General features: G+C 43.2%; 24 protein-coding genes and 1 riboswitch. Of the genes, 15 read left to right on the forward strand and 9 right to left on the reverse strand.

Annotated features, from left to right (window positions below):
* The first annotated feature begins 232 nt into the window (after positions 1 to 232).
* The 3 genes from AB0756_RS04295 to AB0756_RS04305 all read left to right on the forward strand — a co-directional run bounded on the left by AB0756_RS04295 (position 233) and on the right by AB0756_RS04305 (position 3,228).
* The gene (locus AB0756_RS04295; RefSeq protein WP_038082344.1) at positions 233 to 1,027 is read left to right on the forward strand and encodes an endonuclease/exonuclease/phosphatase family protein; all 795 of its coding nucleotides are present in this window, start codon (positions 233 to 235) and stop codon (positions 1,025 to 1,027) included.
* Positions 1,028 to 1,365: 338 nt separating this feature from the next.
* Positions 1,366 to 1,815 (forward strand): DMT family transporter, encoded by a 450-nt coding sequence (locus AB0756_RS04300; protein ID WP_038082346.1) that lies wholly within the window; start codon positions 1,366 to 1,368, stop codon positions 1,813 to 1,815.
* Between the two features lie 228 nt (positions 1,816 to 2,043).
* Positions 2,044 to 3,228, forward strand: a complete 1,185-nt coding sequence (locus AB0756_RS04305) for an alpha/beta hydrolase-fold protein (RefSeq protein WP_038082348.1) — start codon at positions 2,044 to 2,046, stop codon at positions 3,226 to 3,228.
* Positions 3,229 to 3,452: 224 nt separating this feature from the next.
* Here AB0756_RS04305 and AB0756_RS04310 read toward each other — a convergent pair whose 3' ends face one another.
* On the reverse strand, positions 3,453 to 3,887 hold the full coding sequence (locus AB0756_RS04310) for an NUDIX hydrolase (protein ID WP_038082349.1): 435 nt from the start codon (positions 3,885 to 3,887) through the stop codon (positions 3,453 to 3,455).
* A gap of 275 nt (positions 3,888 to 4,162) precedes the next feature.
* Here AB0756_RS04310 and AB0756_RS04315 point away from each other — a divergent pair, with 275 nt between their 5' ends.
* The 3 genes from AB0756_RS04315 (at position 4,163) to AB0756_RS04325 (ending at position 6,466) form a co-directional block, all read left to right on the forward strand.
* The gene (locus tag AB0756_RS04315; RefSeq protein WP_038082350.1) at positions 4,163 to 4,417 is read left to right on the forward strand and encodes a DUF7219 family protein; all 255 of its coding nucleotides are present in this window, start codon (positions 4,163 to 4,165) and stop codon (positions 4,415 to 4,417) included.
* A 156-nt stretch (positions 4,418 to 4,573) separates the two neighbouring features.
* The gene (locus AB0756_RS04320) at positions 4,574 to 5,773 is read left to right on the forward strand and encodes an NAD(P)/FAD-dependent oxidoreductase (protein WP_038082351.1); all 1,200 of its coding nucleotides are present in this window, start codon (positions 4,574 to 4,576) and stop codon (positions 5,771 to 5,773) included.
* Positions 5,774 to 5,818: 45 nt separating this feature from the next.
* The gene (locus AB0756_RS04325; RefSeq protein ID WP_038082368.1) at positions 5,819 to 6,466 is read left to right on the forward strand and encodes an HAD-IA family hydrolase; all 648 of its coding nucleotides are present in this window, start codon (positions 5,819 to 5,821) and stop codon (positions 6,464 to 6,466) included.
* Between the two features lie 63 nt (positions 6,467 to 6,529).
* Here the strand turns inward: AB0756_RS04325 and pirA are convergent, their stop codons facing one another.
* Complete coding sequence (pirA, locus tag AB0756_RS04330; RefSeq protein ID WP_038082352.1) at positions 6,530 to 6,928, reverse strand: arginine synthesis PII-interacting regulator PirA; 399 nt, start codon at positions 6,926 to 6,928, stop codon at positions 6,530 to 6,532.
* A gap of 51 nt (positions 6,929 to 6,979) precedes the next feature.
* Positions 6,980 to 7,071: riboswitch (Glutamine riboswitch) on the reverse strand.
* Between the two features lie 287 nt (positions 7,072 to 7,358).
* Positions 7,359 to 8,846 (reverse strand): aminotransferase class I/II-fold pyridoxal phosphate-dependent enzyme, encoded by a 1,488-nt coding sequence (locus AB0756_RS04335; RefSeq protein WP_082051862.1) that lies wholly within the window; start codon positions 8,844 to 8,846, stop codon positions 7,359 to 7,361.
* Between the two features lie 89 nt (positions 8,847 to 8,935).
* Between AB0756_RS04335 and AB0756_RS04340 the strand changes: the two genes are divergently transcribed.
* The 6 genes from AB0756_RS04340 (at position 8,936) to AB0756_RS04365 (ending at position 14,579) form a co-directional block, all read left to right on the forward strand.
* Positions 8,936 to 9,139 carry a hypothetical protein gene (locus AB0756_RS04340; RefSeq protein WP_050046560.1) on the forward strand — a complete coding sequence of 68 codons (204 nt, stop codon included), beginning with the start codon at positions 8,936 to 8,938 and terminating at the stop codon, positions 9,137 to 9,139.
* Between the two features lie 51 nt (positions 9,140 to 9,190).
* Positions 9,191 to 10,282: a redox-regulated ATPase YchF gene (gene ychF / locus AB0756_RS04345; protein ID WP_038082358.1), complete on the forward strand. Its 1,092-nt coding sequence runs from the start codon at positions 9,191 to 9,193 to the stop codon at positions 10,280 to 10,282.
* A gap of 245 nt (positions 10,283 to 10,527) precedes the next feature.
* On the forward strand, positions 10,528 to 10,920 hold the full coding sequence (locus AB0756_RS04350) for a YunG family protein (protein WP_167844805.1): 393 nt from the start codon (positions 10,528 to 10,530) through the stop codon (positions 10,918 to 10,920).
* A 478-nt stretch (positions 10,921 to 11,398) separates the two neighbouring features.
* On the forward strand, positions 11,399 to 12,109 hold the full coding sequence (locus AB0756_RS04355) for a hypothetical protein (RefSeq protein WP_167844804.1): 711 nt from the start codon (positions 11,399 to 11,401) through the stop codon (positions 12,107 to 12,109).
* Positions 12,110 to 12,356: 247 nt separating this feature from the next.
* Positions 12,357 to 13,394: a methyltransferase gene (locus AB0756_RS04360; protein ID WP_038082361.1), complete on the forward strand. Its 1,038-nt coding sequence runs from the start codon at positions 12,357 to 12,359 to the stop codon at positions 13,392 to 13,394.
* Positions 13,395 to 13,613: 219 nt separating this feature from the next.
* Positions 13,614 to 14,579 carry a protochlorophyllide reductase gene (locus AB0756_RS04365; RefSeq protein ID WP_038072107.1) on the forward strand — a complete coding sequence of 322 codons (966 nt, stop codon included), beginning with the start codon at positions 13,614 to 13,616 and terminating at the stop codon, positions 14,577 to 14,579.
* A gap of 143 nt (positions 14,580 to 14,722) precedes the next feature.
* Here AB0756_RS04365 and AB0756_RS04370 read toward each other — a convergent pair whose 3' ends face one another.
* Positions 14,723 to 15,169, reverse strand: a complete 447-nt coding sequence (locus tag AB0756_RS04370; RefSeq protein ID WP_038072110.1) for a hypothetical protein — start codon at positions 15,167 to 15,169, stop codon at positions 14,723 to 14,725.
* Between the two features lie 352 nt (positions 15,170 to 15,521).
* On the opposite strand from AB0756_RS04370, the gene cruF reads away from it, so the two are divergent.
* Positions 15,522 to 16,436, forward strand: a complete 915-nt coding sequence (gene cruF, locus AB0756_RS04375; RefSeq protein ID WP_038072113.1) for a gamma-carotene 1'-hydroxylase CruF — start codon at positions 15,522 to 15,524, stop codon at positions 16,434 to 16,436.
* A 12-nt stretch (positions 16,437 to 16,448) separates the two neighbouring features.
* Entirely contained in the window at positions 16,449 to 17,657 is a 1,209-nt protein-coding gene (cruG, locus tag AB0756_RS04380; RefSeq protein WP_038072116.1) for a 2'-O-glycosyltransferase CruG, read from the forward strand.
* Positions 17,658 to 17,735: 78 nt separating this feature from the next.
* On the opposite strand, the gene rnhA is transcribed toward cruG, so the two are convergent.
* Both rnhA and AB0756_RS04390 read right to left on the reverse strand, forming a co-directional pair.
* The gene (rnhA, locus tag AB0756_RS04385) at positions 17,736 to 18,647 is read right to left on the reverse strand and encodes a ribonuclease HI (protein ID WP_038072119.1); all 912 of its coding nucleotides are present in this window, start codon (positions 18,645 to 18,647) and stop codon (positions 17,736 to 17,738) included.
* A 255-nt stretch (positions 18,648 to 18,902) separates the two neighbouring features.
* Positions 18,903 to 19,343 carry a GNAT family N-acetyltransferase gene (locus AB0756_RS04390; protein WP_038072122.1) on the reverse strand — a complete coding sequence of 147 codons (441 nt, stop codon included), beginning with the start codon at positions 19,341 to 19,343 and terminating at the stop codon, positions 18,903 to 18,905.
* A 161-nt stretch (positions 19,344 to 19,504) separates the two neighbouring features.
* Here AB0756_RS04390 and AB0756_RS04395 point away from each other — a divergent pair, with 161 nt between their 5' ends.
* Positions 19,505 to 20,392, forward strand: coding sequence for a DNA cytosine methyltransferase (locus tag AB0756_RS04395; RefSeq protein ID WP_050046889.1), 888 nt, complete (start codon positions 19,505 to 19,507; stop codon positions 20,390 to 20,392).
* A gap of 402 nt (positions 20,393 to 20,794) precedes the next feature.
* Here the strand turns inward: AB0756_RS04395 and AB0756_RS04400 are convergent, their stop codons facing one another.
* The 3 genes from AB0756_RS04400 to AB0756_RS04410 form a co-directional block, all read right to left on the reverse strand.
* On the reverse strand, positions 20,795 to 21,301 hold the full coding sequence (locus AB0756_RS04400; protein WP_038072125.1) for a thiol-disulfide oxidoreductase DCC family protein: 507 nt from the start codon (positions 21,299 to 21,301) through the stop codon (positions 20,795 to 20,797).
* Between the two features lie 247 nt (positions 21,302 to 21,548).
* Positions 21,549 to 22,874 (reverse strand): YcjF family protein, encoded by a 1,326-nt coding sequence (locus tag AB0756_RS04405; RefSeq protein WP_038072128.1) that lies wholly within the window; start codon positions 22,872 to 22,874, stop codon positions 21,549 to 21,551.
* 130 nt (positions 22,875 to 23,004) lie between these two features.
* Positions 23,005 to 23,949 (reverse strand): S-layer homology domain-containing protein, encoded by a 945-nt coding sequence (locus AB0756_RS04410; RefSeq protein ID WP_038072131.1) that lies wholly within the window; start codon positions 23,947 to 23,949, stop codon positions 23,005 to 23,007.
* Positions 23,950 to 23,951 lie beyond the last annotated feature (2 nt).

Consider the following 23,951-nt stretch of genomic DNA (forward strand, 5'->3'; position numbering starts at 1 on the left):
ATTTTTATCTGACCTCTGATATAGAAAGCCAACACAAATTAAGTTTGACTATCGCTCATCAAATTTCATCTCACTTCTGTACTCTCAATCAAGCTCTGTCAAAGACAATAGTACTGCTGACTGTTGAATCTACCGTACTTTGCCAGATTCAGTAATAATTTTAATTAAGTATCTCATTAGCCCTTGAGTGTAACCCAATCAATTAGTCACTTCTTTTTTAAAAATTCTGAGTATGGTTAAATTAGCCACAATTAATATCCTGTTCGATTTAGAAGAGTGGGAGCAGCGACGGTCTCTATTAGTCGATGGACTAGCAGCAGAGCAAGCTGACCTGATTGCTTTACAAGAGGTTAAGCTGCCAGAAAATACAGCGTTGGAGCTTGCAGAGCGGCTCGGTATGCCTTACGTGCAGTTAGTGCAAGAGCCAACATTAGGTTTACAACAAAAGACTCACACAATAGCAATTCTGAGTCGCCATCCATTTGTTTTACAAGAAGTACTCGATTTACAAAGTCAAGGACGTTTTGCCCAGTACGTTCAGGTTGTTATAGACGGTCAACCGTTGGTGTTCTGCAACGGACACTATTACTGGTATCCTGGTTCGCATCCAGAACGCGATCGTCAGGTACAGTTGCTGCTTGACTGGTTAAGTCATCTGCCACAAGAGATGCCAATTGTAGCTGTCGGTGATTTCAACGGTACACCGGAAACAAGTGCCATCGCTCTCATGCGATCGCGATTCTCCTCAGCTTATGCTGCACATCACAGTCATGAGCCAGAGTACACTTGTCCGACACCTCTTGCTCGCCGTACATGGAAAAAAGCACTGCGTCTACTGATAAGAGATTGGAGATCTAACCGTACCTTACGTCCTTGGCGCGGCACACTAGATTACATTTTTGTTAACCAGCACATCCGCGTGCAAGATGCATATATTATTCTTGATAAACCTGCACCATCAAGCCGTACCTTATATCCCTCTGACCACTTTGGCATTGCTGCTGTTGTGGAAATAGTGGGAAGTTAATCAATCATGCGATGATACCGTGTTTTTTCCCTAGCAAGAATATCTTTAACGGTTGCACGATCGCGCTTAATCTACTGCCACTTTTTTATAAGAAAAACGGTTTAAAGTCATAGGTAGCGGGAATGTCGTTGATAGTTGCGCCATACTCGTTCCAGTAGGTCGCAGGATCGAGTTGTTTAGCATAGCGATCCGTAGTAGGTTATGAGAACAAGTTTTTGGACAGTTTTGGAAAAAGAAATTTGGACACAAAGAAGCCAGGTATTATCTGTTTCTTGGCGTGCATCTCCCAAACTACTTTTAATCTGGTAATTTCATCCTGTAATCCACAACTGTACATCATGGTTACAAAACTCGTCCTCTTTCTTCTAGTCGCACTTGGTGGAGCGGGTCTTACACTTCAGATGGCTTGGAATGCTCGTTTGCGAACTTCAACAGGCTCTCCGGTTCTCACGACGATGATCTCAGTATTCGTAACTCTCGTTTCACTCGCTCTGTTGTGGGCCAGTGGAACGACTGACCGGGGCTCCATCCCTGCGTTTAATTCTCTTCCAAAATGGGCCTGGTTTGGTGGCATTTTTGCCGCTTACTACCTTGTGGCGTCTCTGATTGCAATCCCAAAATTAGGTACCGCAGTAGTTTTTTCTCTCGTGATTGCCGGACAGATGGTTGCGGCACTCATCTTGGATTCTACAGGCGCATTTGGTGTTCCTCAGATTTCCCTCAACACGTCTCGCGTCTTGGGAACAGTATTATTGCTGATTGGAGTCATCTTCATTCAAAGACATTGAGAAACACCTAACCAAGGGCTGTAGCTAAACTGGTCATGGTTCACGTGAGGGTGAAAGCAGAATTCCCCAACTTCTAGTTGGGGGAGTGGCGCAAAATCAATTTTTTGCTGAGATTCTTTAAGAAGTTTGATAAATGTAACACTGAATAAAGGCAGTCTTTACCATTACATTCTCTTCGCGTATATTCGTACAGTTAACCTTTAACAATTGCTGACGTTTTCTTTGCTTATGACTGCAACTCTAAGTACAAGCGTCATTCCCAGCGCCGAGCAGATCGCTAAGACTCAGGAAGCCATTAATACATATATTCGCAGCATTGATACCAACCCAAATCATCGATCTGGTGCTTACCCCTACTATCGTTTTCACGATCCAGGAAAACCTATTCGTGGAACGGTGCTGCTGTTCCACGGCTTAAGTGCTAGTCCTCACCAAATGTGGCGATTGGCTGATTACTTATTTTCTAATGGGTTTAATTTCTATCAGCCCTCGATTGCAGGTCATGTCTTGCTTCCACCAGACAAATACTGGCCTCAAATCGATTTGAAGCCAGAAATTGCTAATCCCTTGCGTCAAAAGGTTCAGCAAGACTGGGTTATGCAAAACTTCTTGTCCAATTTAGCAACAGCAGACACGAGTAACTTTAAGCGTCCCAATTTGTTCATCACTGCTGCCTTGGTTGCTCGTATTTTCAAAATCGAGCCACGTCTACTCGATATAATTAAGGCGCTCCAGAAGCAGGACGATCCAGATTTTGACAAGTATTTTATCTCGTCCCATATGAATTATCTCATCGAAGCTCGTGCCAGACTAGCCGAACTAGATACCATGCCGGGACCAATTTATACTCTTGGGCTATCAGTAGGAGGAGCCGTGGCGCTAGCGCTGGCGGCGGACAGACCGGACCGGGTTAAAAAAGTTGTAGCTTATGCACCACTATTGAAAATTTATAGCGAAGAGCGACGGCAGTATGTTCTGTTAACTGGACCACTTGATATTCGCGAGACAGGTTGGGACCCAAATCTACAATTTCCTGTTGGGGTATTTACTGCTTGCGATCGCTTTGGTGGATTTGTCCGCAATGCCAAGAATCTAGCTAGTTTACAAAATGTTCCTACATTTCTCGTGCTAACTGAAAATGAGGATGCTGCCGATGTCCAAACTAACAAAGACTTTTTTAACAAGATTGGTGGTGAGCGAAAAGGGCATTGCTTGTACACCTATCCTACAACCGATCTTGTACCGCATCCAATGGTTGACCCAACAGAAGTCAGCCAAAATATGAGCAATCGCTTTTGGCAAAGCCTTTACCAAGAAACTTTCCGCTTCCTCACCACTGGTAAGGTTAATGCTAGCAACATGAGTAGCATTGGTCAGGAATCAGATGTGCCTGTTGTTGCCCCTGTTTCTTAAAGGTCGCTAATAGAAATCTCTGGAAATAAGGGAGTCACTCAGACTGTAAGGGGTTTTCATCTATTTTTCTTATAATCTTTTGACTGAGCCACAGGTTTTTACCAGAAAGTCGGGTTTTTATAAAGTTGCGATCGCAATTATGTTACCCCATGGCTTTGTAGAGACGCTATGAATAGCAAGTCTCTACAAAGAAACCTGATGTTTAATACTGTAAAGTCGTGTAGCTATCGAAAATCGCAATAATATGGTTGAGTTTTCAGAAACTGCTTCAGTATTCGCTTGAGTGAATTTCTTTTAATCACGCGAACTGCTTCACGAGCATCCAACCATTGTCGTTTTCTTTGAGTCACTTCCGGATAATTATCGCTGACTTGCTCAACAAATAGTGTATAAAGTTTGACTTTGTGATTCTTGCCTCGTTTGCGATATCTGTAGCTTCCCAATACATTAGTATTGACTTGTCCTACAACTCCAGCTTCTTCCCATGCTTCTTTTGCTGCAGATATGGGTGGACTCATCCCCTTGCAAATTCCCCCTTTGGGAATTAACCAATTTTTGCGGTTAGAAGTTGTAACTAATAAGACTTCAAGTTTTCCGTTGTCTATCCGATATGGAAGTACGCCAGATTGTGTAAGTACCTTTTTGTTTTTCTGACCCATATTTACTCACGAACCTTTTTAATTAACTTTTGTATAATTTTGACTGGTTTAAGCCACGTATGATGCATCAGCAAAAACAATTTCTACGTGACTCTCTCATCCATAAATTTAATCTATTGATTCAAGGCTTGTTGCGATCGCAATTTAGTCAAGTAATCATGACATTTCGGACGAACTCAACGACTCCGGTAAATTTATGGATAAGGTGTAGTAAAGATTTTAGGTTGGACAGAAAGTTAAGGTAAGATTAATTTATTTAAGAAAAGGTTAATAAAATGGAAGCATCCAAGTCAATAAATAAAAGCAGTTTTCTCTACCCTTGCGGGCGCTATTACGGTCAAACAAAGCCGGAAAACATAGTATTTAACGCTAACCTTCAAGAATTTACACACAAAGTTAGCATTATTACCAGTTTAGAAACATCTGGAAAACTTTCTCCTTTGGAGGCTTACAACCAGATTCAATCACTTTGGGAACAGTTGAAGCGCAGTAAAACGGAACTGGGGATTGGCAAAGAGGTTTTGCAGTGATTGCTAAGCTTCATAAGTTTGCTCTTTGCGGCGTGTACTACTCTACGCACGCAAAACTGACAGCACAAATTGGGACTCTTGGTTGATGGCAACTGAAGGCGGGAAATCAGTACACTGGAGTAAGTAGCCCTGCTGGGATTCACGTCCGGAAAATCAATGACTCAACAACCTGCTAGAATTTGTATCCTTGGAGGAGGCTTTGGTGGTCTCTACACTGCATTGCGCCTGAGTGAATTGCCTTGGGAAAATTCACAAAAGCCGGAAATTGTTCTGGTAGATAAAAGCGATCGCTTCCTCTTTTCTCCCCTTCTTTACGAATTATTAACTGGAGAATTGCAAACTTGGGAAATTGCCCCACCATTTGAAGAACTTTTACAAGGCACAGGTGTACGCTTTTGTCAAAGCATGGTGTCCGAAATTGATATAGACCAACGACGCATACACCTACATGATGGACCGGAATTGTCTTATGACCGATTGTTATTGGCGTTAGGTGGCGAAACACCCTTAGATATAGTACCGGGAGCAACATCATACGCTTATCCATTCCGGAGTATTACAGACGTTTATCGCTTAGAAGAACGGCTGCGAGTGCTAGAAGAATCAGAAGCAGACAAAATCAGAGTAGCAATTGTTGGTGGTGGATATAGCGGAGTAGAGCTAGCTTGCAAACTAGCAGATAGGCTTGGGGAAAAAGGAAGATTTCGACTGATTGAACTCAGCGATCAAATTTTGAGAACTTCCCCAGAATTCAACAGACAAGCAGCAACCAAAGCTCTAGAAGAACGGGGTGTATTTCTTGATTTAGAAACCAAAGTAGAATCCATCGGATCGGACAGCATCTCCCTAGAGTACAAAAATCAGATTGACACCATTCCTGTAGACTTGGTTATTTGGACAGTGGGAACGAGAGTCTCACCTGTAGTGAGAAATTTACCCATCAAACAAAACCAACGAGGTCAAATCAGTGTAACACCAACTCTTCAAGTTGAAGATCGTGCTGAAATTTTTGCCCTAGGAGATTTAGTAGATTGCCGTGATGCAGACAGTCAGCAAGTTCCTGCAACAGCCCAAGCTGCTTTCCAACAAGCTGATTACGCTGCTTGGAATATCTGGGCAACTTTAACCCATCGTCCTTTGCTACCCTTCCGCTACCAATACTTGGGTGAGATGATGACGTTAGGTCTAGATAATGCAACGCTCACTGGGTTAGGAGTAAAATTAAACGGTCCGCTAGCATACGTTGCTCGACGTCTTGCTTATCTTTATCGACTGCCAACCTTAGACCAAAAATTTAAAGTTGGTTTTAATTGGCTCGCCCGTCCTATTATAGAAACACTAATAAAAAGCAGTTAGTGCTGATTGCTAATTGCTAAAAAGCTAATTGCTAATTGCTTTATGATGGAAAGACCGAAAGTTATCTTTTTAGATGCTGTTGGCACTCTCTTTGGGGTTAAAGGGAGCGTGGGCGAGGTTTACAGTCAAATAGCACAAGAGTTTGGTGTGGAAGTACTGTCTGAAATTTTGAACAAAGCATTTATCCAAAGCTTTAAAACTTCCCCACCGCCTATCTTTCCAGATGCAGAACCACAAGATATTCCTCAATACGAGTTTGAGTGGTGGTATTATATCGCCCGAAACACCTTTGAAAAAGCAGGTGTTTTAGAAAAATTTACCGACTTTTCTACTTTTTTTAGCGAAGTTTACATCCACTTTGGAACAGCAGAACCGTGGATTGTTTATCCTGACGTTCTGCCTGCTTTAGTAAACTGGCGACGACTGGGAATAGAACTAGGTATACTGTCTAATTTTGATTCTCGAATTTATTCAGTGTTACAGGATTTGGAACTCAGAGAGTTTTTTGGCTCGATCACCATTTCTACCCAAGCTGGCGCTGCTAAACCAGACCCTAAAATTTTTGCGACTGCTCTAGAAAAACACAACTGTCCACCTGAAGCCGCATGGCACATTGGTGATAGCGTTGCAGAAGACTACCACGGGGCTAAAACAGCTGGTATCAGGGGGATTTGGATAAATAGGAAGAGCTAATAGCTAATAGCTAATGGCTAATTGTCAATTACCATTAGCTATTAACTATTAGCCATTAGCCTCTTAAGCTATTTGCTTTGCTTCATCCTCTAGCAAGCGAATGAGATTTTCATCTCCCTGTTCTCGAGCAACTTGCAGGCGATGTTCTAAATTACGACGGATACTGGTGAGATGCGCTTTGGCTATCTCATTTGCACATTTTTTGACGCTGCCAGTTTCTACCACACTGGCTTCTTTACAGCGCTGCTTGGACAGCATCATTAATTCTACGTCTAATGGATCGCCGATAGTGTAATTTACACCACGATACTTCAACTCAGCTATGGGTTGAGTCTGAGGAATGTGTCTTGGGTAATGGCGCGTCCAAGCTTTACCCCGATACTTCCCTCGAGTCTCGCCTGCAGTAACTTCGGGATTTAGGGGATTGTGTTCATAATGAGTACCACGATATGTGAGTTTCATTTGTCTCGCCTCTGAATCGAAATGAGTTGTTTGAGTCGTTAAATAGAATGAGGCGCGTTCCTTGGGGATGTTTCCCTACTTCCGTCTCTACAAGAGATTGCGCTGAAAAATCTATTTTCGAGCCTCTTATAAAGATGAACGATTTATTTCTGTATTTATTGTAACAGTTTTTCTGCTAAGTTGGCAAATCATGACAAAAATCTATAGGAATATTTTATGTATATCTTGAGTCGCAAAAGAGATCTCCAGCCTTCTTTCTTAGGGTGTAACAAGGCGAGATGAGGGTATAACAGTAAGATAAATTCATAAAATTTAATAATTTATTCTCTAATCAGAAGGGGTAAGAGGCATAAAACTTCATATCCGCTACGCTGTTGTTATTGTTGTTATTTATAATTTAATAAGACATAAGTTTACGCCAGGGAGTTAGTCAATGACTTTTAACTACCTTCAATGTGTTTAAACTGCTATCTGCACATCCACTAATAAAACCGCCTGTTCTTTGGATGTATTGGAGATAATCTAAAGCTGTTTTGGTAATGACTTCTCCTGGCATCAAAACAGGAATTCCTGGAGGGTAAGGACAAACAATTTCGGCACAAATTCTTTCTGTGGTTTCTTTTAACGGTAAAGTTTCTGTTGCAGCAAAGAACGCTTTACGAGGTGAAAGACACAGAGAATTATTTAAGGATGTTAATTCCGAGCGCATAGAGAAACTATCAATATCACTCCCTATTTGCCAAACTCTACTGTTTATCTTTGTAGAAAGGATTGTGAAAGCTTGCACTAATTTCTCTATATCTTCTTGGGTGTTTCCCAAACTAATAATAAATGTAAGATGTTGTAGGGATGCCAATTCAGCAGTCACGCCTAATTTGTCATTGAGAATTTCTTCTGCTTCAAAGCCAGTTACACCTAAACCAGAAATGGTGACAGTTAAACGTGTTTTATCTAAGGCGATCGCTCCTTGAAAAGCAGGGTTGGGAGAAATTTCTAAAACTGAAAATCCGGGAATTTGACTGATACGGTTTCTGGCATTTTCTGCTAGTTCTAATGTACGCGACATTAACTCTTTGCCATGCAGTGCCATTTGTTGGCGTGCTGCATCTAGAGAAGCTAACAATATATAACTGGGGCTGGTGGATTGCACAAGTTGTAACGCTTTGCTCACTCGATCGGGATCTATCCTATTACCTTGAATGTGCAGCATGGATGCTTGTGTCATTGCACCAAGTACTTTATGTATGGATTGCACTGTTAAATCCGCACCTGCAGCTAAGGCTGGAGTGGGAAGTTGGGGATGAAAGGCAAAGTGTGCGCCATGTGCTTCATCTACAAGTAGGGGAATGTTATGTTGATGGGCAAGGGATGCGATCGCTCTGACATCTCCACACACACCGTAGTATGTAGGGTATACCATCAACACAGCCTTAGCATCTGGATGCTTTTTTAGTGCAGCATGTACGGCGTTGGGTGTGATGCCGTGGGCAAGATCTAAAACGGCGTCGTATTCTGGATAAACGAAAATAGGGATTGCGCCAGAGAGAATTAAGCCTGCGATCGCAGAAGAATGAACATTGCGAGGGAGTATAATTTTGTCATCGGCTTCACAAGTAGCCAGAATTGCTGCTTCGATACCACAAGTAGAGCCATTCACCAGAAACCAAGTTTGTGAAGCACCAAATGCATCTGCAGCTAATTGTTGCGCCTGATGGATAACGCCATTGGGTGAAAAGAGATTATCGAGTTCTGCAAGTTCTGGCAAATCCGCACGAAAGACAGATTGACCAAAAACATCAGTTAACAATGGAGAAATTCCTTGTCCTCGCTTGTGTCCTGGCGTGTAAAAGGGAGCATGAGGGCGTTCTGCACAAGCTTTTAAAGTGTCTAGCAGGGGTGTTTGATTTTGATCGAGCATCGCTGGCAGATATGTTTTTAGGAAGATGTCATTAGCATCTAATGTTATCTAGCTTGGGAATAAGAAATAATCATCTCAGTAGATACAATATGATTTACCCCGATCCCGGACCATTACCAAACGTCCCTCTAACTCCCGACCCAGTACCCCAGCCAATACCGGGACCGGTACCGGAACCAGTACCCGCACCAGCACCGGAACCAGTACCCGCACCAGCACCGGAACCAGTACCAGCGCCCATTCCTCAGCCAGTACCCGGACCAATTCCCCAAACAGTTCCCGGTCCTGTATAGTAGCTGAGCTACTATAATTTAGAATCCAAAATCTAAAATCCAAAATCCAAAATGCTACGAGCCGGAATTGTCGGACTCCCTAACGTTGGAAAATCGACTTTATTTAATGCCGTGGTTGCCAATGCTAAGGCAGAAGCAGCCAATTTTCCCTTCTGTACCATTGAACCGAATGTCGGCGTTGTTGCTGTACCAGATGAACGGTTAGATGTTTTAGCAAAAATTTCCTCCTCAAAACAAATCGTTCCGGCGCGTGTAGAGTTTGTAGATATTGCCGGCTTGGTTAAAGGTGCTAGCCAGGGTGAGGGGCTGGGTAACCAATTTTTGTCTCACATTCGACAAGTGGATGCGATCGTTCATGTGGTACGTTGTTTTGAAAATGACGACATTATCCACGTTGCTGGTTCAGTCGATCCCGTGCGGGACATTGAAATTATCAATCTGGAACTTGGGTTATCTGACTTGGAGCAAGTTAAACGGCGGATAGAACGCACCCGCAAGCAAGCGCGGACTAGCAAAGAAGGACAGATTGAATTAGCTTTACTCGAAAAAATAGCGGTTGCTTTAGATGAAGGGAAATCAGTGCGACAGGTAAGTTTAACTGAAGAAGAAGCTGAGATAGTTAAACCACTGGAATTACTCACTGCAAAACCTATTATTTATGCTGCCAACGTCTCAGAAGATGACCTTTCTACAGGAAATGAATTCGTAGAAAGAGTGCGGGAATTTGCAGCCAAAGAAAATGCCCAAGTTGTGGTTGTTTCGGCTCAAGTGGAATCAGAATTGATTGAGTTACCAGAAGAAGAAAGAGCAGAATTCCTGGAGTCTTTGGGAGTAGAAGAAGGCGGGTTAAAATCGTTAATTCGCGCTACTTATACTCTGCTAGGTTTGCGGACATATTTTACGACTGGGGAAAAAGAAACTCGTGCTTGGACGATCGTAGCAGGGATGTCAGCACCGCAAGCAGCAGGTGTCATTCACAGCGATTTTGAACGCGGATTTATTCGTGCGGAAACAGTTGCTTATAAAGATTTGGTAGCATCTGGCTCAATGAATGGTGCGAAGGAAAAGGGTCTGGTTCGCAGTGAAGGAAAAGAGTACATCGTTCAAGAAGGCGATGTTCTGTTATTCCGTTTTAACGTCTAAGTTTGGGCTACACTGAGCCGCAACCCGTGACGTGTGACCTGTAACCTCGTTCCCAGGCGGAGCCTGGGAATGCCTTTTGAGAGGCTCCGCCTAGGGTGTTGATTTACAGCCATTTTCAGATTAATAGACCACATGGGGTGAGGCGGGCGAGGACGTCCGCTTTTTGGAATGCCAACCGATTGAAATCGCGGCTATACAAACGAAGCCTGCCTGCGCGGACTAGATTATAAAGGGGGTACAAAATTATGGATGAACGAGCTTTCCGAGAAATACTCAAAAAGTGCTGGTCAAAAAAATCAAGTTCTCTTTGGTCTTCTGAGAATCCGAGTTGCGGACAATGTAGTGTAACGGCGCTTGTCGTGCAAGAAATATTTGGTGGAAGAATTCTGAAAACATCGATCTGCGATCGATGGCATTTCTACAATGAAATACAAGGTATAAGATACGATTTGACAGACGAACAATTCCAAACGCCTCTCAACTATGAGGACATTCCGTCGAATGCTGAAGAAGCATTTACTGATACCAGTCAGGAGCAGTATGAATACTTACGCCATCAAGTCAAACAAAAATTAAAACAGATGGGGTCGCATTTCCTCAAATCAAGTGCATCTGTAGGGAATTGCAGCCAGAATTAGGTTTGTTTGCACGGCTGTGCTGTCACTCATAAGAATGTATAAAGCAGATATTTAAGATTGACTTTTTGACAAAAGCAATTTATACCTTTTAATAGATGGAATTAAATTTAAATTGTGTATTTATGACCTAATTTAAACCTTTAGAGATAGGCAATGTAGTAAGTATCGATCGCTGTTTTATACTGCATTACGTTCTGACCGTAAGTCTATTGATAAATATGCCAATTTCAGTAAACTTACTAATATTTTATGTTTTAAAATTTTCTTAATTTCCGAATTTCTCTGGTTTTGAAAAGAATCTATTTTGTCTTTAATAAAGAAAATTAACTTTCATGTACTTCTCTGAATTTTTGTAAGGGCTGAGACCTCAGGGAAGAACATTGGACTTGCTTTTAAACAGGAAATTATGTTTCTTCCCCTCTGCCCTGGACGCTTTCTTCAATCGGTTGTGCAGTCTCTAATTGCAGGAAAAGTCAGCATGCTATTAACAGAAGAAAAAGTTTATCAGGTTGCGGATGTAATCCCATACATATACCAACTGAAAGAGGAATTTGAAAAAAGCAGATTAGTCCAATATATGCAGCAGGAAACAACACCTGTGGAAGAGCGGCTTAATTTTGCTCCCTACTTTGCATATTTTGCCAATTCTTTTTCGGATTTGAGTGCCTATATAATTCCGTATGAGAATCCAGACACGGACTTGAAGAAAAAGATTAATCAACATACCAAAGAGGATATGTGCCATAATGGCTTATTTCTTCAAGATATGCAACTTTTTGAAGAGAAGTTTCATGATTTTACCTTTACGAAATGTTTGGAGTTTTTGTGGGATGAAAAGATAAAACACAGCAGAATACTTTCATTTGGAATTACAAAATTAACATATCTTGCCTCAGAGCCATCACTTAGATATTGTCTGATACGTATTATAGAAGAATTAGGCAATACCTTTTTTCAAATTTCACACAAATGTAAAATAGGTGAAAGAGAGAGTAAGTACTTTGGGCATATACATTTGGGATATGAGCCCGGTCATCTTCATGTAGAAGATGAGAAATTGTTTGAAAGTCAGAAATTAACTTCAGAACAATATGAACTAGCTAAGCAGATTGTTCGTGAATGTTTTACTTTGTTTTTTAATATGATGGAAGAAATTTACGAGCGAACTTTAGAAAGAAAGTTCTGCTAGATCTTTGGGCAAATACAACCAAATAATTCCTAATTCTTCACAGGGAACGGAGATCTCTTAATAAGGAGATTTCCCTGGTTTCCCTGTATGTCCCATTTTGCGGACAATACAGCGAGAAAAATACCTTTTTTCTTAGTAGGCTTTAAACCTTGCATCTGCTTTCGCAGAGCAGTTGCAAAGATATAAGCATTGAAATAATTAACTGAACCCAGAGTGACGCCTTTTTTCTTAGGGTAGGATAACCCATATGCTTCAGCAAGAAAAACCTCAAGCCTTACAGAACACCCCCGCACAAGCAGCAATGCTACAAATGATTACTGGCTCTTGGCTCGCTCGGTCAATCTACGCCGCAGCTAAGTTAGGGATCGCCGATCTCTTAAAAGAGAGTCCCAAGAGTTGCGAGGAATTGGCAAACGCTGTTTTCGTCAGACCCAAACCCCTTTACCGTCTCCTACGTGCTCTTGCGAGTGTGGGAGTGTTTGCTGAAGAACAGCAGGGTTATTTTACCCTGACTCCTCTGGCAACTTGTTTGATAAGCGATCGCCCAGGCTCATTGCGTAGTCTAGCAATGATGCTTGGTAGCACTGAATTCCACCAGGCTTGGGGAGATATCCTTTACAGTTTGCAGACTGAGAAGAGCGCTTTTGAGCATTTATACGGAATGTCACTGTTCCAATACTATACCCAGAACGCAGAAACAGCAAGAATTTTTGATGAGGCGATGACTGCTTTTTCAACAACAGAAATTGCTGGAGTCATTGCCAATTATGACTTTTCCAAAATACACAAGCTGGTTGACATTGGTGGCGGGCAGGGGCTTTTGATAGCCTCTATCTTAAAAGCTTACCCAGCAATGGAAGGTATTCTTTTCGATCTCCCGTCGGTTATTGCAAGTAGCAAGAATTTTATTGAGATAGAGGAAATAAAAGATCGTTGCTCCGTTGTTGAAGGAAATTTCTTTGAGTTAGTACCAAGCGGTGGTGATGCCTATATTCTCAAGAGAATCGTTCACGATTGGGATGATGAAAGCGCAGTTGCTATTCTCAACAATTGTCACTGCGCTATGCAAGAGAAGGGAAAACTTTTACTCGTAGAGATGGTGATTCCACCTGGCAATGAACCTTTCTTTGGCAAGTTTCTTGACCTGGAGTTAATGACAGTGTTTGGCGGTCGCGAACGCACGGAAAAAGAATATCGAGAACTGCTTGAGGCTGCTGGCTTCCAATTGACTGGAATTATTCCTACAGGGTCATACGTGAGTGTGATTGAGGGAGTTAAGATGTAGTCCATTTTTTGAAGTTTTGTAGGGATGTAAAATTTCTACACATTGGCAGCTATCTGTATGTGCTGTTGGGATAAAGATGTTGAAGCTGCAACTGCGTAATCATCGGATGTAATGATAAATTACGTAAAGAATCATTACATTCGTCTGTAAGTGCTACTCAATTCGCTTAACCATAATTTGTATAAAATCATGGCGATCGATTAAAGAAGTCGGAAGAGAATGGAACAACATCGGAAGTCAACGGTCATAATTACGGGTGCCTCCTCCGGAATCGGTTTGCAAGCTGCAAAAGTTCTTTCCCAATCCGGGCAATGGCATGTGGTGATGGCTTGCCGGGATTGCTCCAAGGCACAAAAAGCTGCCCAATCTGTGGGTATGTCTCAAGATAGCTACACAATTTTGCACTTGGACTTAGCATCCTTAGAAAGTGTTAGGCAATTTGTGAAGAACTTCAGGGCAAGCGGAAGGTCTTTAGATGCGTTGGTATGCAACGCGGCTATTTATATGCCTTTATTAAAGGAACCGAAGCGAAGCCCAGAAGGATATGAATTGAGCGTTGCTACAAATCACTTGGGCCATTTCCTCTTGTGTAACCTCTTCTTAGAAGATTTAAAAAATTCTCCATCTTCGGAACCAAGGTTAGTGATTTTGGGAACTGTAACACACAATCCCAAAGAGTTGGGAGGAAAGATTCCCCCACGTCCGGACTTAGGCGATCTTAAGGGTTTTGCAGAGGGATTTAAAGAGCCAATTTCAATGATTGATGGTAAAAAGTTTAACTCTGTCAAGGCTTACAAAGACAGTAAGGTTTGTAACATCCTGACTATGAGAGAATTGCACCAACGATATCATAAGTCACACGGCATCACTTTCAGTTCCCTCTATCCTGGGTGCGTTGCAACATCGGCACTTTTCCGGGACCACTATCCCTTATTTCAAAAACTTTTCCCAGTTTTTCAGAAGAATATTACTGGGGGTTTTGTATCTGAAGAGGAAGCAGGTAAGAGGGTTGCAGAAGTCGTGACCTCTCCTGCATACAGTCAATCTGGTGCTTATTGGAGTTGGGGAAATCGACAAAAGAAAGATGGCAAGTCTTTTGTTCAAGAAGTTTCTCCGGAAGCAAGCGATGAAGAGAAATCGCAACGTCTGTGGGAACTGAGTGCAAAGTTGGTTGGGCTGGCATGATGTTTAACGGGGCTTAGCTGCTGTTCGCTGCTTGCGATCGAGATGCTTCAAACAGCGAGTCTTCCCATTTTGGTTTTCACAGCATTCCCAGGCAGAGCCTGGGAGTGCTTTCTGGGAGGCTCTGCTTTCTGCACACAGCATATCTAATGTAAGTGTACGGACAACACAAATAATCTTTGAGCGATCGCACCCAACCCCAAACCTATGAGAGATAAAGTGGATAAAATCCAAAAGGTCTGTCCTTGATTAAAAGCAGATGTTTGAAAGTCTATTCTTGCCAAGATAGAAGCAGCAATAATAACTAAAGTATCTAAGAATACTCGAAACCAGGCAAGCATGGCAAAAAACAACAGAGCTGCCAAAACAGTCGTGGTAAAAGACCTGAGATTTGACTTGAATAGAAAAAAGGTGTAATCTGCAACTTTACTGAAAGGACTTGTTAACCCTCCTACAAGGAGGATAGCAGCCGTAATAGCAAGGAGCCATACAAGCAAGGGTGGGTTTGCTTTGGATATCAACCAGCCATAGGTGGCATAGGTTAGTAGCAGGAGAGAAAGGGAAACCCAAGGAAGTCTTCTCAAAAATGACATGGGTTAGATTTTCAGGGCGAGCAATAACTCTGGAATTCTCTCAAAATAACCCATCTCCTCGGTCAATAAGGGCATACCTGAAAACTTTTTCTACCCTTCTACACTCTAGAGTCTGCCTCGTGCTGTTCCCAAAGGCTGATAAACTTGTATAGAATGTAGCTTCAATACTTTAAACTATAAGCTTATCATCATAATTTATTCTTCATTAAATCAATAGGAATTTATGCTCTCTCAAAGAAAGCAAAACAAGGTTCGCCAGAAGTGCTATATAAAGTATTAAATATTTTCTTAAACATTTGTAAACTATTAGCAGAATGCGTAGCTGCACATCACGTCTTGTAAGGGAATTATCATGAGACAATTGGTTATCACTGAGCGTATATGCCTGATCGGTCATATTTCAGCCAAGGTTTTTGGGCTGATAGGTATTCTATTGGTTATACCTCATGCCGAGGTTATTCTGAACTTGGGAGGGGGCGTTGGACAGACAGCTATGCAGTTAAGTATGGCTGATGGTGGTGTGGTAGACATCATTTTTGGGACAATAGCTGTCTCAATTTTTGCCTCGCGAGTCTTGGGGTGGCGCAATTGGCTGTTATTTATGATTCCGGCTCTGTTGATATCGGTAGGGAGTGAGTTATTGGGAACCAGTACGGGGTTTCCTTTTGGCTACTACAGTTATCTGAGTGGATTGGGTTATAAAATAGCGGGGCTTGTGCCGTTTACAATTCCCTTATCTTGGTTCTACGTAGGTTTGTCTGCCTACCTTCTGGCTCGTGCAGGGCTGAAAGTGGCTGAAAAGCCCTCTTTAGGTCGTCAAATTGCCGCAGTACTTCTTGGGGCTTTACTGTTTACGAGTTGGGATTTTGCGTTGGAACCCGCTATGAGTCAAACAGCCTTTCCTTTCTGGTATTGGGAACAACCAGGCGCGTTCTTTGGCACACCTTATCAAAACTACGCTGGTTGGTTCGGCACCAGTGCCTTGTTTATGAGTGTAGCAGCACTGTTGTGGAGAAACACACCCGTTAAATTAGAGCGATCGCAACTCACCGTGCCAATTATTGTATACTTGAGCAACTTTATCTTTGCTGCCGGACTCAGCTTGGGGGCTGGGTATTTTATACCAGTTTCCTTGGGATTGGGACTTGGGGTTGTTCCTGCTGTTGCACTTTGGTTGTCTGCAACTGCGATCGACAATCTCAAGGTTACATCTCCCACAGCCTCTGCTGAAGTTTCAATAGCAAATGTTAAGGTTGCTGTCAAGTAGACTTTACCAATTGTGATTGATACCTGGACGATAGCAAATGCTATCTCACTTCTTCTGTTGGTCATCCAACTACCAGCGACAGCCATATTACTGTCGCGCCTTTTGAAAGGTCCCAGCCGTCAACCCCCCATCTCACCCCAAAAACCAACTCCGGAAATTTTGGGGTGCGTGAGCATCGTGATTCCCACCTTAAACGAAGCCAGTCGTATTAGTCCTTTACTAACAGGCTTAAGTCGGCAAAGTTACGAAGTGCGGGAAACGATTGTTGTCGATAGCCGGTCAAGTGATGGTACTCCTGACTTGGTAAAAGCAGCTGGGCAAAAAGACCCTCGCTTTCGCCTCATGACAGACGATCCCCTCCCTCCTGGCTGGGTGGGGCGTCCTTGGGCGTTACACAATGGATTTTTGCAAAGTTCAGAGGCAAGTGAGTGGTTTCTAGGTATGGATGCTGATACTCAACCCTCACCTGGTTTAGTGGCTGGATTAGTCAAGACAGCAGAATCTCAAGGATATGACTTGGTTTCTCTATCGCCTCAGTTTATTCTCAAGTACCCAGGGGAGTGCTGGCTGCAACCAGCCCTCTTGATGACTCTGCTCTATAGGTTTAATCCAGCTGGGGTGAACTCAGAACAGCCAGAACGAGTGATGGCAAATGGGCAATGCTTTTTATGCCGTCGCTCTGTGTTAGTTGCTGTTGGAGGCTATTCCAGTGCAGGTCATTCATTTTGCGATGATGTGACGCTAGCAAGAAATATAGCCGCCTCTGGATACAAGGTGGGTTTTTTGGATGGGGCAAAGGTTTTAAAGGTTCGGATGTATGAGGGAGCACTAGAAACGTGGAAAGAGTGGGGGCGAAGCCTCGATCTTAAAGATGCTTCCTCTCGCGCTCAACTTTGGGGCGATTTATGGCTGCTTACCTCAGTCCAAGCTCTACCCCTTATCGTTATCCTCAGTTATCTCGTCTTTTTCTACCCTATCCCCCTATCTCCCACTCCCCCCTTCCTCCTCCTGGGACTCAATCTCTTCCTACTGGTGATTCGCTTTGCACTACTTTTTGCGATCGCACCTTCCTACGATCGAGCACAAGCAAAAGGCGGTTGGTTATTTTGGCTTTCTCCCTTTGCCGATCCCATAGCAGTGCTGCGAATCTTTTTATCCGCATTTCGTACTCCTAGAGAATGGAGGGGAAGGAAGTATGGTATGGGGACTGGGGATGAGTGATTGGGGAGACAGGGGGAAAAGGGGGACATGGTAGAAAAAGCTACCTTGTCTCCCCCCCTCTACCTTGTCCCGATCGCTCTAATCACCTTCCTCCTCACTCGCTACTTTATCACCGCGTTCTAGTTCCCAAAGTATCTGATTGCCTTCACGCCTTACCCGCGAGACAATCCAATTTCGCCATCGCCATTCGTCGCCACGACTGGTAACTGCACTTGCATGGACATCCATTAGGTCTGCAAGTTCGGAACTCGTGATTAAATAGCCTTTGTCTGCTATTTCGTCTGCAATGCGGAGGGTTTCTACTAAGTTACGGAGTTGTGTAACCCTCATTTCTCGTGGAACTTCTTCAGAGACAGAGCTAGCATGGGAGGTTTGTGGTTCCATAGGATTGGTTATATTGTTTTCAAGAGTACTGATTTCTTGTTTCTTTTCGTTAATTATTGTAGAGTTTGACTCAAAATCAGATGCTCTGGTTGCATTCCCCTCATTTTTTTGCTCTTTTGGTTCGTGTTTGAAGATTTTTTGTTTTAAAGCCAGACTTCTGCCGTTTGCATAGGCACGAGCGATCGCATCACAGCGTTCGTTACCAATATTACCAGCATGACCCCGGACGTACTCCCACTTTACTTTAGAGTTATTGAGTCGATCTAGAGTTTCTAAGAGGTCTTGGTTGAGAACGGGTTTGCCGTCTGATTTCTTCCAGCCTTTGTTTTTCCAGCCTTTTACCCATTTGGTAATGCTATTAATGAGATATTCGCTATCGCTATAAAGGGTTATTGGCTGGATTTGTCCTGATTCTTTCAGAAATTCAAGGGCGGCAATTGCTGCTTGCATTTCCATCCTGTTGTTTGTGGTTTGAGGGTATGCGTCACCCATTTCGTGAGTGGAACCATCACTGAAATAAACGACTACGCCCCAACCTCCTGGGCCGGGATTTCCCGTACAAGCTCCATCTGTGTATATGCTTTCGATTTTAGGAAGTGAAGACATAAGTGATATTTACATAAATGCCAAAACCCCAAGAAAGGGGTTGTGTGATGTGCTGACTGGTCTGTTGCATTAAGGGTGGGGGCGGATCGCTCCCCGACTTCTTTGAGATGCCGGAGAGCAGAATGTCCATAAAACATAAAGGTTAATTAAGGTTAGCATAACTGCTAACTCTGTTTGTTTCAGTGTGAGTCATTGGTACTGACTTGGGTAGGTAATACCGCTCGCTACACGCGTACATAGTGAGTGATGAAAGCTTTACTCTTGCGGTTTGTGGTCTCGATACATCAATTGAATACCACTTGTATTAGCCGTAAAGTTCCACTTTTCATAGAAAGGAATCATCTCTGGCAGACAGTAAAGAGCAATTTGCTCGACTGAGGCTAACTTAGGATGGTTAACAACACTATCAAGCAATTGAGAACCAAGCCCCTTATTTCGGTGAGTGGATTTAACAATAACATCATAAATAGTTGCCCTGTATACGAAGTCTGTTAAAACTCGTGTAAATCCAATTAATTGGTCGCTATCATCAACTAAAGCGATCGCAATATCTGTTGCTGCAAGCATTTTAACAACATCATCTCGCTTGCGTTTCTGACTCCAAAATTCTTGTTTGTACAAATCCAGCAGTTGTGAAATCTGATGTTCAGTTAAATGATGAACAACTCGGTACCCCGTAACTGAATCTATATTCATTTGGCTCTGTGAGATTATTCGTTTGCTATTATACACTCAGTACTTTGGGGTAAGTGGTATGGGATGATTTTCAGATGGAGCCGATTTCGCTGGCTTTTTGGAAAGGTTCCAGATGGTATGGGTTCCCATACTTGTCGGTTAAGCCTAAATTCATTGTAACTATGCGTGTTTCCTCGTTCTTTGCTGGTATTGGTGGTTTCGATCTCGGATTTGAAAGAGCGGGAATGCGTGTTGTTTTTCAGTGTGAAATAGATCCTTTCTGTCAACAAATACTCAAGCGCCACTGGCCACACGTACCTTTTCATGACGACATCACGACCCTCAATTCAACAACTATCCCTACCTCTGAACTTTGGTGCGCGGGATGGCCATGCCAAGACATCAGCACTGCCAACACAGACCGAAGAGGGCTCTCAGGCGAGCGAAGTGGTCTTTTCTTCACGTTTATGGCATTGGTTAGAGAAGTTCAACCAACTTGGCTGGTCATGGAAAATGTGCCTGGGTTACTCTCAGCAGAGCAAGGAAACGCTCTTGAGACAGTTATCAACACGTTGGAAGAGAATGGGTATTTGGGGGGATGGGTATCGTGCAACGTTGTGCATGCGGGCTTACCCCACAACCGAGACAGAGTATTCTTTATCGCAAGTTTTAGATCGGAACGTGCCTATCACTTCTTTACTAACAGCAGCGAATTGTCTTGGGATACTTCGACGAGAGAATCGAGCCGGAAGAAAGCTAGATCCAATTTTCGTCAAAGCGCTCTCGGAAACCCTCCGCTTGTGGTACAACGTCGCGGAGGCTTCGGGTATACCTTGGCACAAAGCATCTGCCCCACGCTACGTGCCCAAACTGGAGGACATCAAGGAGGTCATTCAGATCGACCAATACTGTGTGGCGAGAAACTTGACTTGGACAGAGTGGGAGAGGCTTATGGGGTTTCCCCCAGGTTGGACGGTCGTCGAGGGAGACTCCTTGGTAACGCCATCGTCCCAAGCATTAGTGAATGGATCGGAAAGCGAATTTTAGATATTGAGAACAACGAATCTTAGCTACTCCCTTTCCCTTCTAAAAATTACAAAGAAAGGCAACCTTGCTGGAAGCACCTATGCTGCTATGCTTTCTGCCTCCTACCCTCTGAAATAAAAATGCGTATTGTGGGAGTAGCGCCCACTAGAAAAAAAGATGTGTTTCCAAGCGGAGAGTGCCACGAGGAAAAACGGTGAGTTCACAACTGTCATCGGGTTTCCCTCCGGATATTTTCGTATTGATATAAAAATTAAGAAATTTTTTTGAAAATATTTTTAATGATTTAAAAGTACAAAAAGTAGGAAAAGTGCTTTAGCAAAAATTATCATGATAAAAAATAGTCAAAAAAGTGGGGATGTCACCTACTTTTTTGACCTTCCGTTCTTCTTCAACTGTAAAAATACTTAATAAAGTAATAGGAGACTTTAACATTCGCTATTGGAACTTAGCCTGCAACGTCCCTGACTTTTACCTTCAATACGCTTTTGTCGTTCAGCAACAATCGTCGCCATATTTGGTCGTCCGGTAAGAGCAAGTCGCAAATTAGCCCATACCCCATAAATTGCGTCAACAATCGGTCCGATAACGGGCAATTTGGTGGCTGCATAAACCCAACCCATTCCTAGAGTCTCATAAACTCGACGAAAAACTTCCACATTTTTAATAACTGTACCGTCAGAAAGCACGGCATGGATTCGTCCCATCGCAGTTTCAAAGTCAATACCACCATGAGCTTCAGGGGTATAGTTATCATCTGCAATATCCACAAACGCTACCAAACCTCGACCTGCATCCCGTCTTTTCAAAAAGTTGACCTCTCGCAGACATAGCGGACATTCACCGTCGTACAACAGCTTAATTTGCCATGACGGTGAAGAGGTGACTTGAGTAACATCAGGAGATTCGGAGGACTGAATTTTGAAAGATGGCATAGGTGGTTCTAAGCAATATTTTTATAAGATTCATATAACTATTTTAAGAAAAGTTAAGACTCTATTGCATTAGAACAACGTGTAACGGCGGTTAATCATATGCGTGAAAACTCAGACAGTTGGCTCCTGGTATTTGACTCCTCGTTTTTTATGACGTTACTCAGCGACGATAGGATAAACTATACCGCATAACCCCACCTACCTACGCTTTCCCTTAATACCCGTGGGGTTGTTCAGTTCTCGATCTCTACCTTGCCTTAAAACGGTCTTTGGCTTCCTGAAATGCTTGTTGCATAACTGACTGAATTTTTTGGGGATCGGGTTTTTTGCCTCCCATTAAATCACCAAAGTAAACACAAGCTCCTTCACCTAAAGCCCAGGTGTATGCGGCTGCCCAAGAAGCAGCTATAACGCTGCCAAAACCTGGGATAAATTTGATTAGCTCACGTCCAATTGCCCGTGCTAAGAAACCACTCGCAATTGTACTGACAATTCCCCCAGCTTGGGATGGACTTAATGTTTGTCCGTATAATTTCCCTAGCAAACCTACCATTGATACTTGCAAAGCCGTAAGTACTGGCAAGGTAGCAAATGGTAACGGGACAACTGCGATCGCAGCTGTCATGACAGAAAACACTAAAATATAGCGCCGCCCGGTATCGCGGTAAAGATTACCAATTTCTTTTCCCGTGTCCTCATCTAACAACTGATGAATTGCACGGGATTCTGCTTCTGGAAGCAAGTCTGCAAGTGTGTCTCTGAATGCTTCCAAACCGTAAAAGACTGGCGTGTAACCATCCTCTTCCAAAGTAAAGTCAATCAAGACGGCGCGATCGTACAATCCTGCAAAAGCTTCTTGCATGGCGGTAAACGCTCTATTAACCTCCTCGTAATCCGGTGGATAAGCCGGATGATCCTCTACACCGGGAGGATAAACTTCATGCAAGCAGGTTACCGCTAACAGACAGGGAATTTCTGGGTGCTTTTGACGCAGTTCTCGAGCGATTTCCCGCAGTGTATCCGTTGCGAAATCATTAATTTTGACTGTCAAAATCAGGGATCTAGCACCATGATTTTGCTGTTGTAAATCCCCTAGCAGTTCTTGAACGATCGCCTCAGTCTCCTGAGTCACATCTCCAAGTCCCACCGTATCTGTAAAAATGAGCAACGGTAGATCGTTAGAAGGATAGGCGTAACGTTCGGTGTGTTGCGTGTGAGGGCGAAATCCCTGACCAACAATTGCCGCAGAAACGCCTGTCAAGCCCCGCACAATCGAACTTTTCCCCGCTTGGGGTTTGCCTATCAATAAAGCTTCAGTCGTTGGTAGTTCTGCTCGAACTCTCTCCAAAATTTCCGCAACTTGACTTTCACTGACACTAAACCATTTAACCAATATCCGAGCGATCTGGTCTACAGGTAGGAGTTTCAGGAAACTTGCTGTTGCTTGATTCCAAATGGCGGCTGCAGAATTTGTCAGGGAAGTTTCCCCTGACTTCAGATTTCCTTCTGGAGTCGGCAGACTCGGTGGTTGAGAATCAGTTGACGGCAAGTCAGTGTTGCTTTGCTCAGCCATTGGGCAAAATAAGGACTAGGGATTACGGGCTAGGAAACAGAGGTGGTGAGAGACTGCAAACTCCCCGACTTCTTCAAGAAGTCGGGGCTCTATCCAGAGCAGCAACCATTCACCGGTCACTGTTAATATCTTATCTATTTTCAGGACGCACAATATACTGATAAGCAGGCGTATTAATAGCCACTGGTTCCATCCTTCCGGCAGCTACCAGTGTTTGATAAACTAAAGCACTCATTTCACCACGAGATAGGGTTTTTCTGGGGTTAAGAACGTTACGCTTTGGATAATTCACTACAAGATTTGCCCTAGTTGCTTTTGCGATTTCATCTACCTTGTCTTGAGGAATTTCTTCAGCATCCGCGTACAAACTCGTGACCGCATACGAGCTAGGGCGGTTAGAATTGGCCGAGCGAGCGCTTGTTTTTGCCTCTTCACCCTTACCCATTTGTTGTACTGGAGGAACACTAGCTGCATTGGCTTTTGCTAGTAATAATGGCTGCATGAGAGAAGTCATTGCCAACGGCAACAGTGCAAACTTTCTTGTTGGTTTTCTTGCTTGTTGAGTCGCTACAGGTACGGTAGTAACTTGTGTCGCTGTTTGTGCCTTTGTGGAAGTTGAATTTACCACTTTTGATAAAGCAGCTATTGCATCAACCTTTGAAACATTTTGATTGGGACGAAAGACACCATTAGGATAACCCGTCATCAATCCTTGTTCGTAAGCGTCTTCTATAGCAGGAGCTGCCCAATAACCTTCCGGGACATCTTTATAAGCGCTGCCGCTAGATATTTGCCGGACTGGTGGTTGATTGAACGCCTTGTCAATCATGGCAGCAAACTCATCACGATTGACTGATTGTTCGGGTCGAAACGTACCATCTGGATACCCAGCTACAATATTTTTCTCTGCTAGCCCCTGAATAAATGGCTGCGCCCAATGATCGGGCTTGACATCTGGAAAAATTTGTTGAGCTGTATTTTGAGCGGAAGTTTCTTTCGGTATACCTGACAGTAAGAGTAAACATAAAGTTGGCAAAGATATAAGTGGTAAAAATAACCGCAGTAACCCGTTCATTA

The organism is Tolypothrix campylonemoides VB511288_2 (genome assembly GCF_045999855.1).
GTDB lineage: Bacteria > Cyanobacteriota > Cyanobacteriia > Cyanobacteriales > Nostocaceae > Scytonema > Scytonema bouteillei_A.

Coding starts and splice junctions, on each gene's coding strand:
- AB0756_RS04325 (WP_038082368.1), top strand. CDS start 5,819: ATGGAAAGACCGAAAGTTATCTTTTTAGATGCTGTTGGCACTCTCTTT.
- AB0756_RS04400 (WP_038072125.1), bottom strand. CDS start 21,301: ATGCCATCTTTCAAAATTCAGTCCTCCGAATCTCCTGATGTTACTCAA.
- rnhA (WP_038072119.1), bottom strand. CDS start 18,647: ATGTCTTCACTTCCTAAAATCGAAAGCATATACACAGATGGAGCTTGT.
- AB0756_RS04310 (WP_038082349.1), bottom strand. CDS start 3,887: ATGGGTCAGAAAAACAAAAAGGTACTTACACAATCTGGCGTACTTCCA.
- cruF (WP_038072113.1), top strand. CDS start 15,522: ATGAGACAATTGGTTATCACTGAGCGTATATGCCTGATCGGTCATATT.
- AB0756_RS04395 (WP_050046889.1), top strand. CDS start 19,505: ATGCGTGTTTCCTCGTTCTTTGCTGGTATTGGTGGTTTCGATCTCGGA.
- AB0756_RS04315 (WP_038082350.1), top strand. CDS start 4,163: ATGGAAGCATCCAAGTCAATAAATAAAAGCAGTTTTCTCTACCCTTGC.
- ychF (WP_038082358.1), top strand. CDS start 9,191: ATGCTACGAGCCGGAATTGTCGGACTCCCTAACGTTGGAAAATCGACT.
- AB0756_RS04300 (WP_038082346.1), top strand. CDS start 1,366: ATGGTTACAAAACTCGTCCTCTTTCTTCTAGTCGCACTTGGTGGAGCG.
- pirA (WP_038082352.1), bottom strand. CDS start 6,928: ATGAAACTCACATATCGTGGTACTCATTATGAACACAATCCCCTAAAT.
- AB0756_RS04410 (WP_038072131.1), bottom strand. CDS start 23,949: ATGAACGGGTTACTGCGGTTATTTTTACCACTTATATCTTTGCCAACT.
- AB0756_RS04360 (WP_038082361.1), top strand. CDS start 12,357: ATGCTTCAGCAAGAAAAACCTCAAGCCTTACAGAACACCCCCGCACAA.
- AB0756_RS04370 (WP_038072110.1), bottom strand. CDS start 15,169: ATGTCATTTTTGAGAAGACTTCCTTGGGTTTCCCTTTCTCTCCTGCTA.
- AB0756_RS04295 (WP_038082344.1), top strand. CDS start 233: ATGGTTAAATTAGCCACAATTAATATCCTGTTCGATTTAGAAGAGTGG.
- AB0756_RS04390 (WP_038072122.1), bottom strand. CDS start 19,343: ATGAATATAGATTCAGTTACGGGGTACCGAGTTGTTCATCATTTAACT.
- AB0756_RS04305 (WP_038082348.1), top strand. CDS start 2,044: ATGACTGCAACTCTAAGTACAAGCGTCATTCCCAGCGCCGAGCAGATC.
- AB0756_RS04405 (WP_038072128.1), bottom strand. CDS start 22,874: ATGGCTGAGCAAAGCAACACTGACTTGCCGTCAACTGATTCTCAACCA.
- AB0756_RS04350 (WP_167844805.1), top strand. CDS start 10,528: ATGGATGAACGAGCTTTCCGAGAAATACTCAAAAAGTGCTGGTCAAAA.
- AB0756_RS04355 (WP_167844804.1), top strand. CDS start 11,399: ATGCTATTAACAGAAGAAAAAGTTTATCAGGTTGCGGATGTAATCCCA.
- AB0756_RS04365 (WP_038072107.1), top strand. CDS start 13,614: ATGGAACAACATCGGAAGTCAACGGTCATAATTACGGGTGCCTCCTCC.
- AB0756_RS04320 (WP_038082351.1), top strand. CDS start 4,574: ATGACTCAACAACCTGCTAGAATTTGTATCCTTGGAGGAGGCTTTGGT.
- AB0756_RS04340 (WP_050046560.1), top strand. CDS start 8,936: ATGATTTACCCCGATCCCGGACCATTACCAAACGTCCCTCTAACTCCC.
- AB0756_RS04335 (WP_082051862.1), bottom strand. CDS start 8,846: ATGCTCGATCAAAATCAAACACCCCTGCTAGACACTTTAAAAGCTTGT.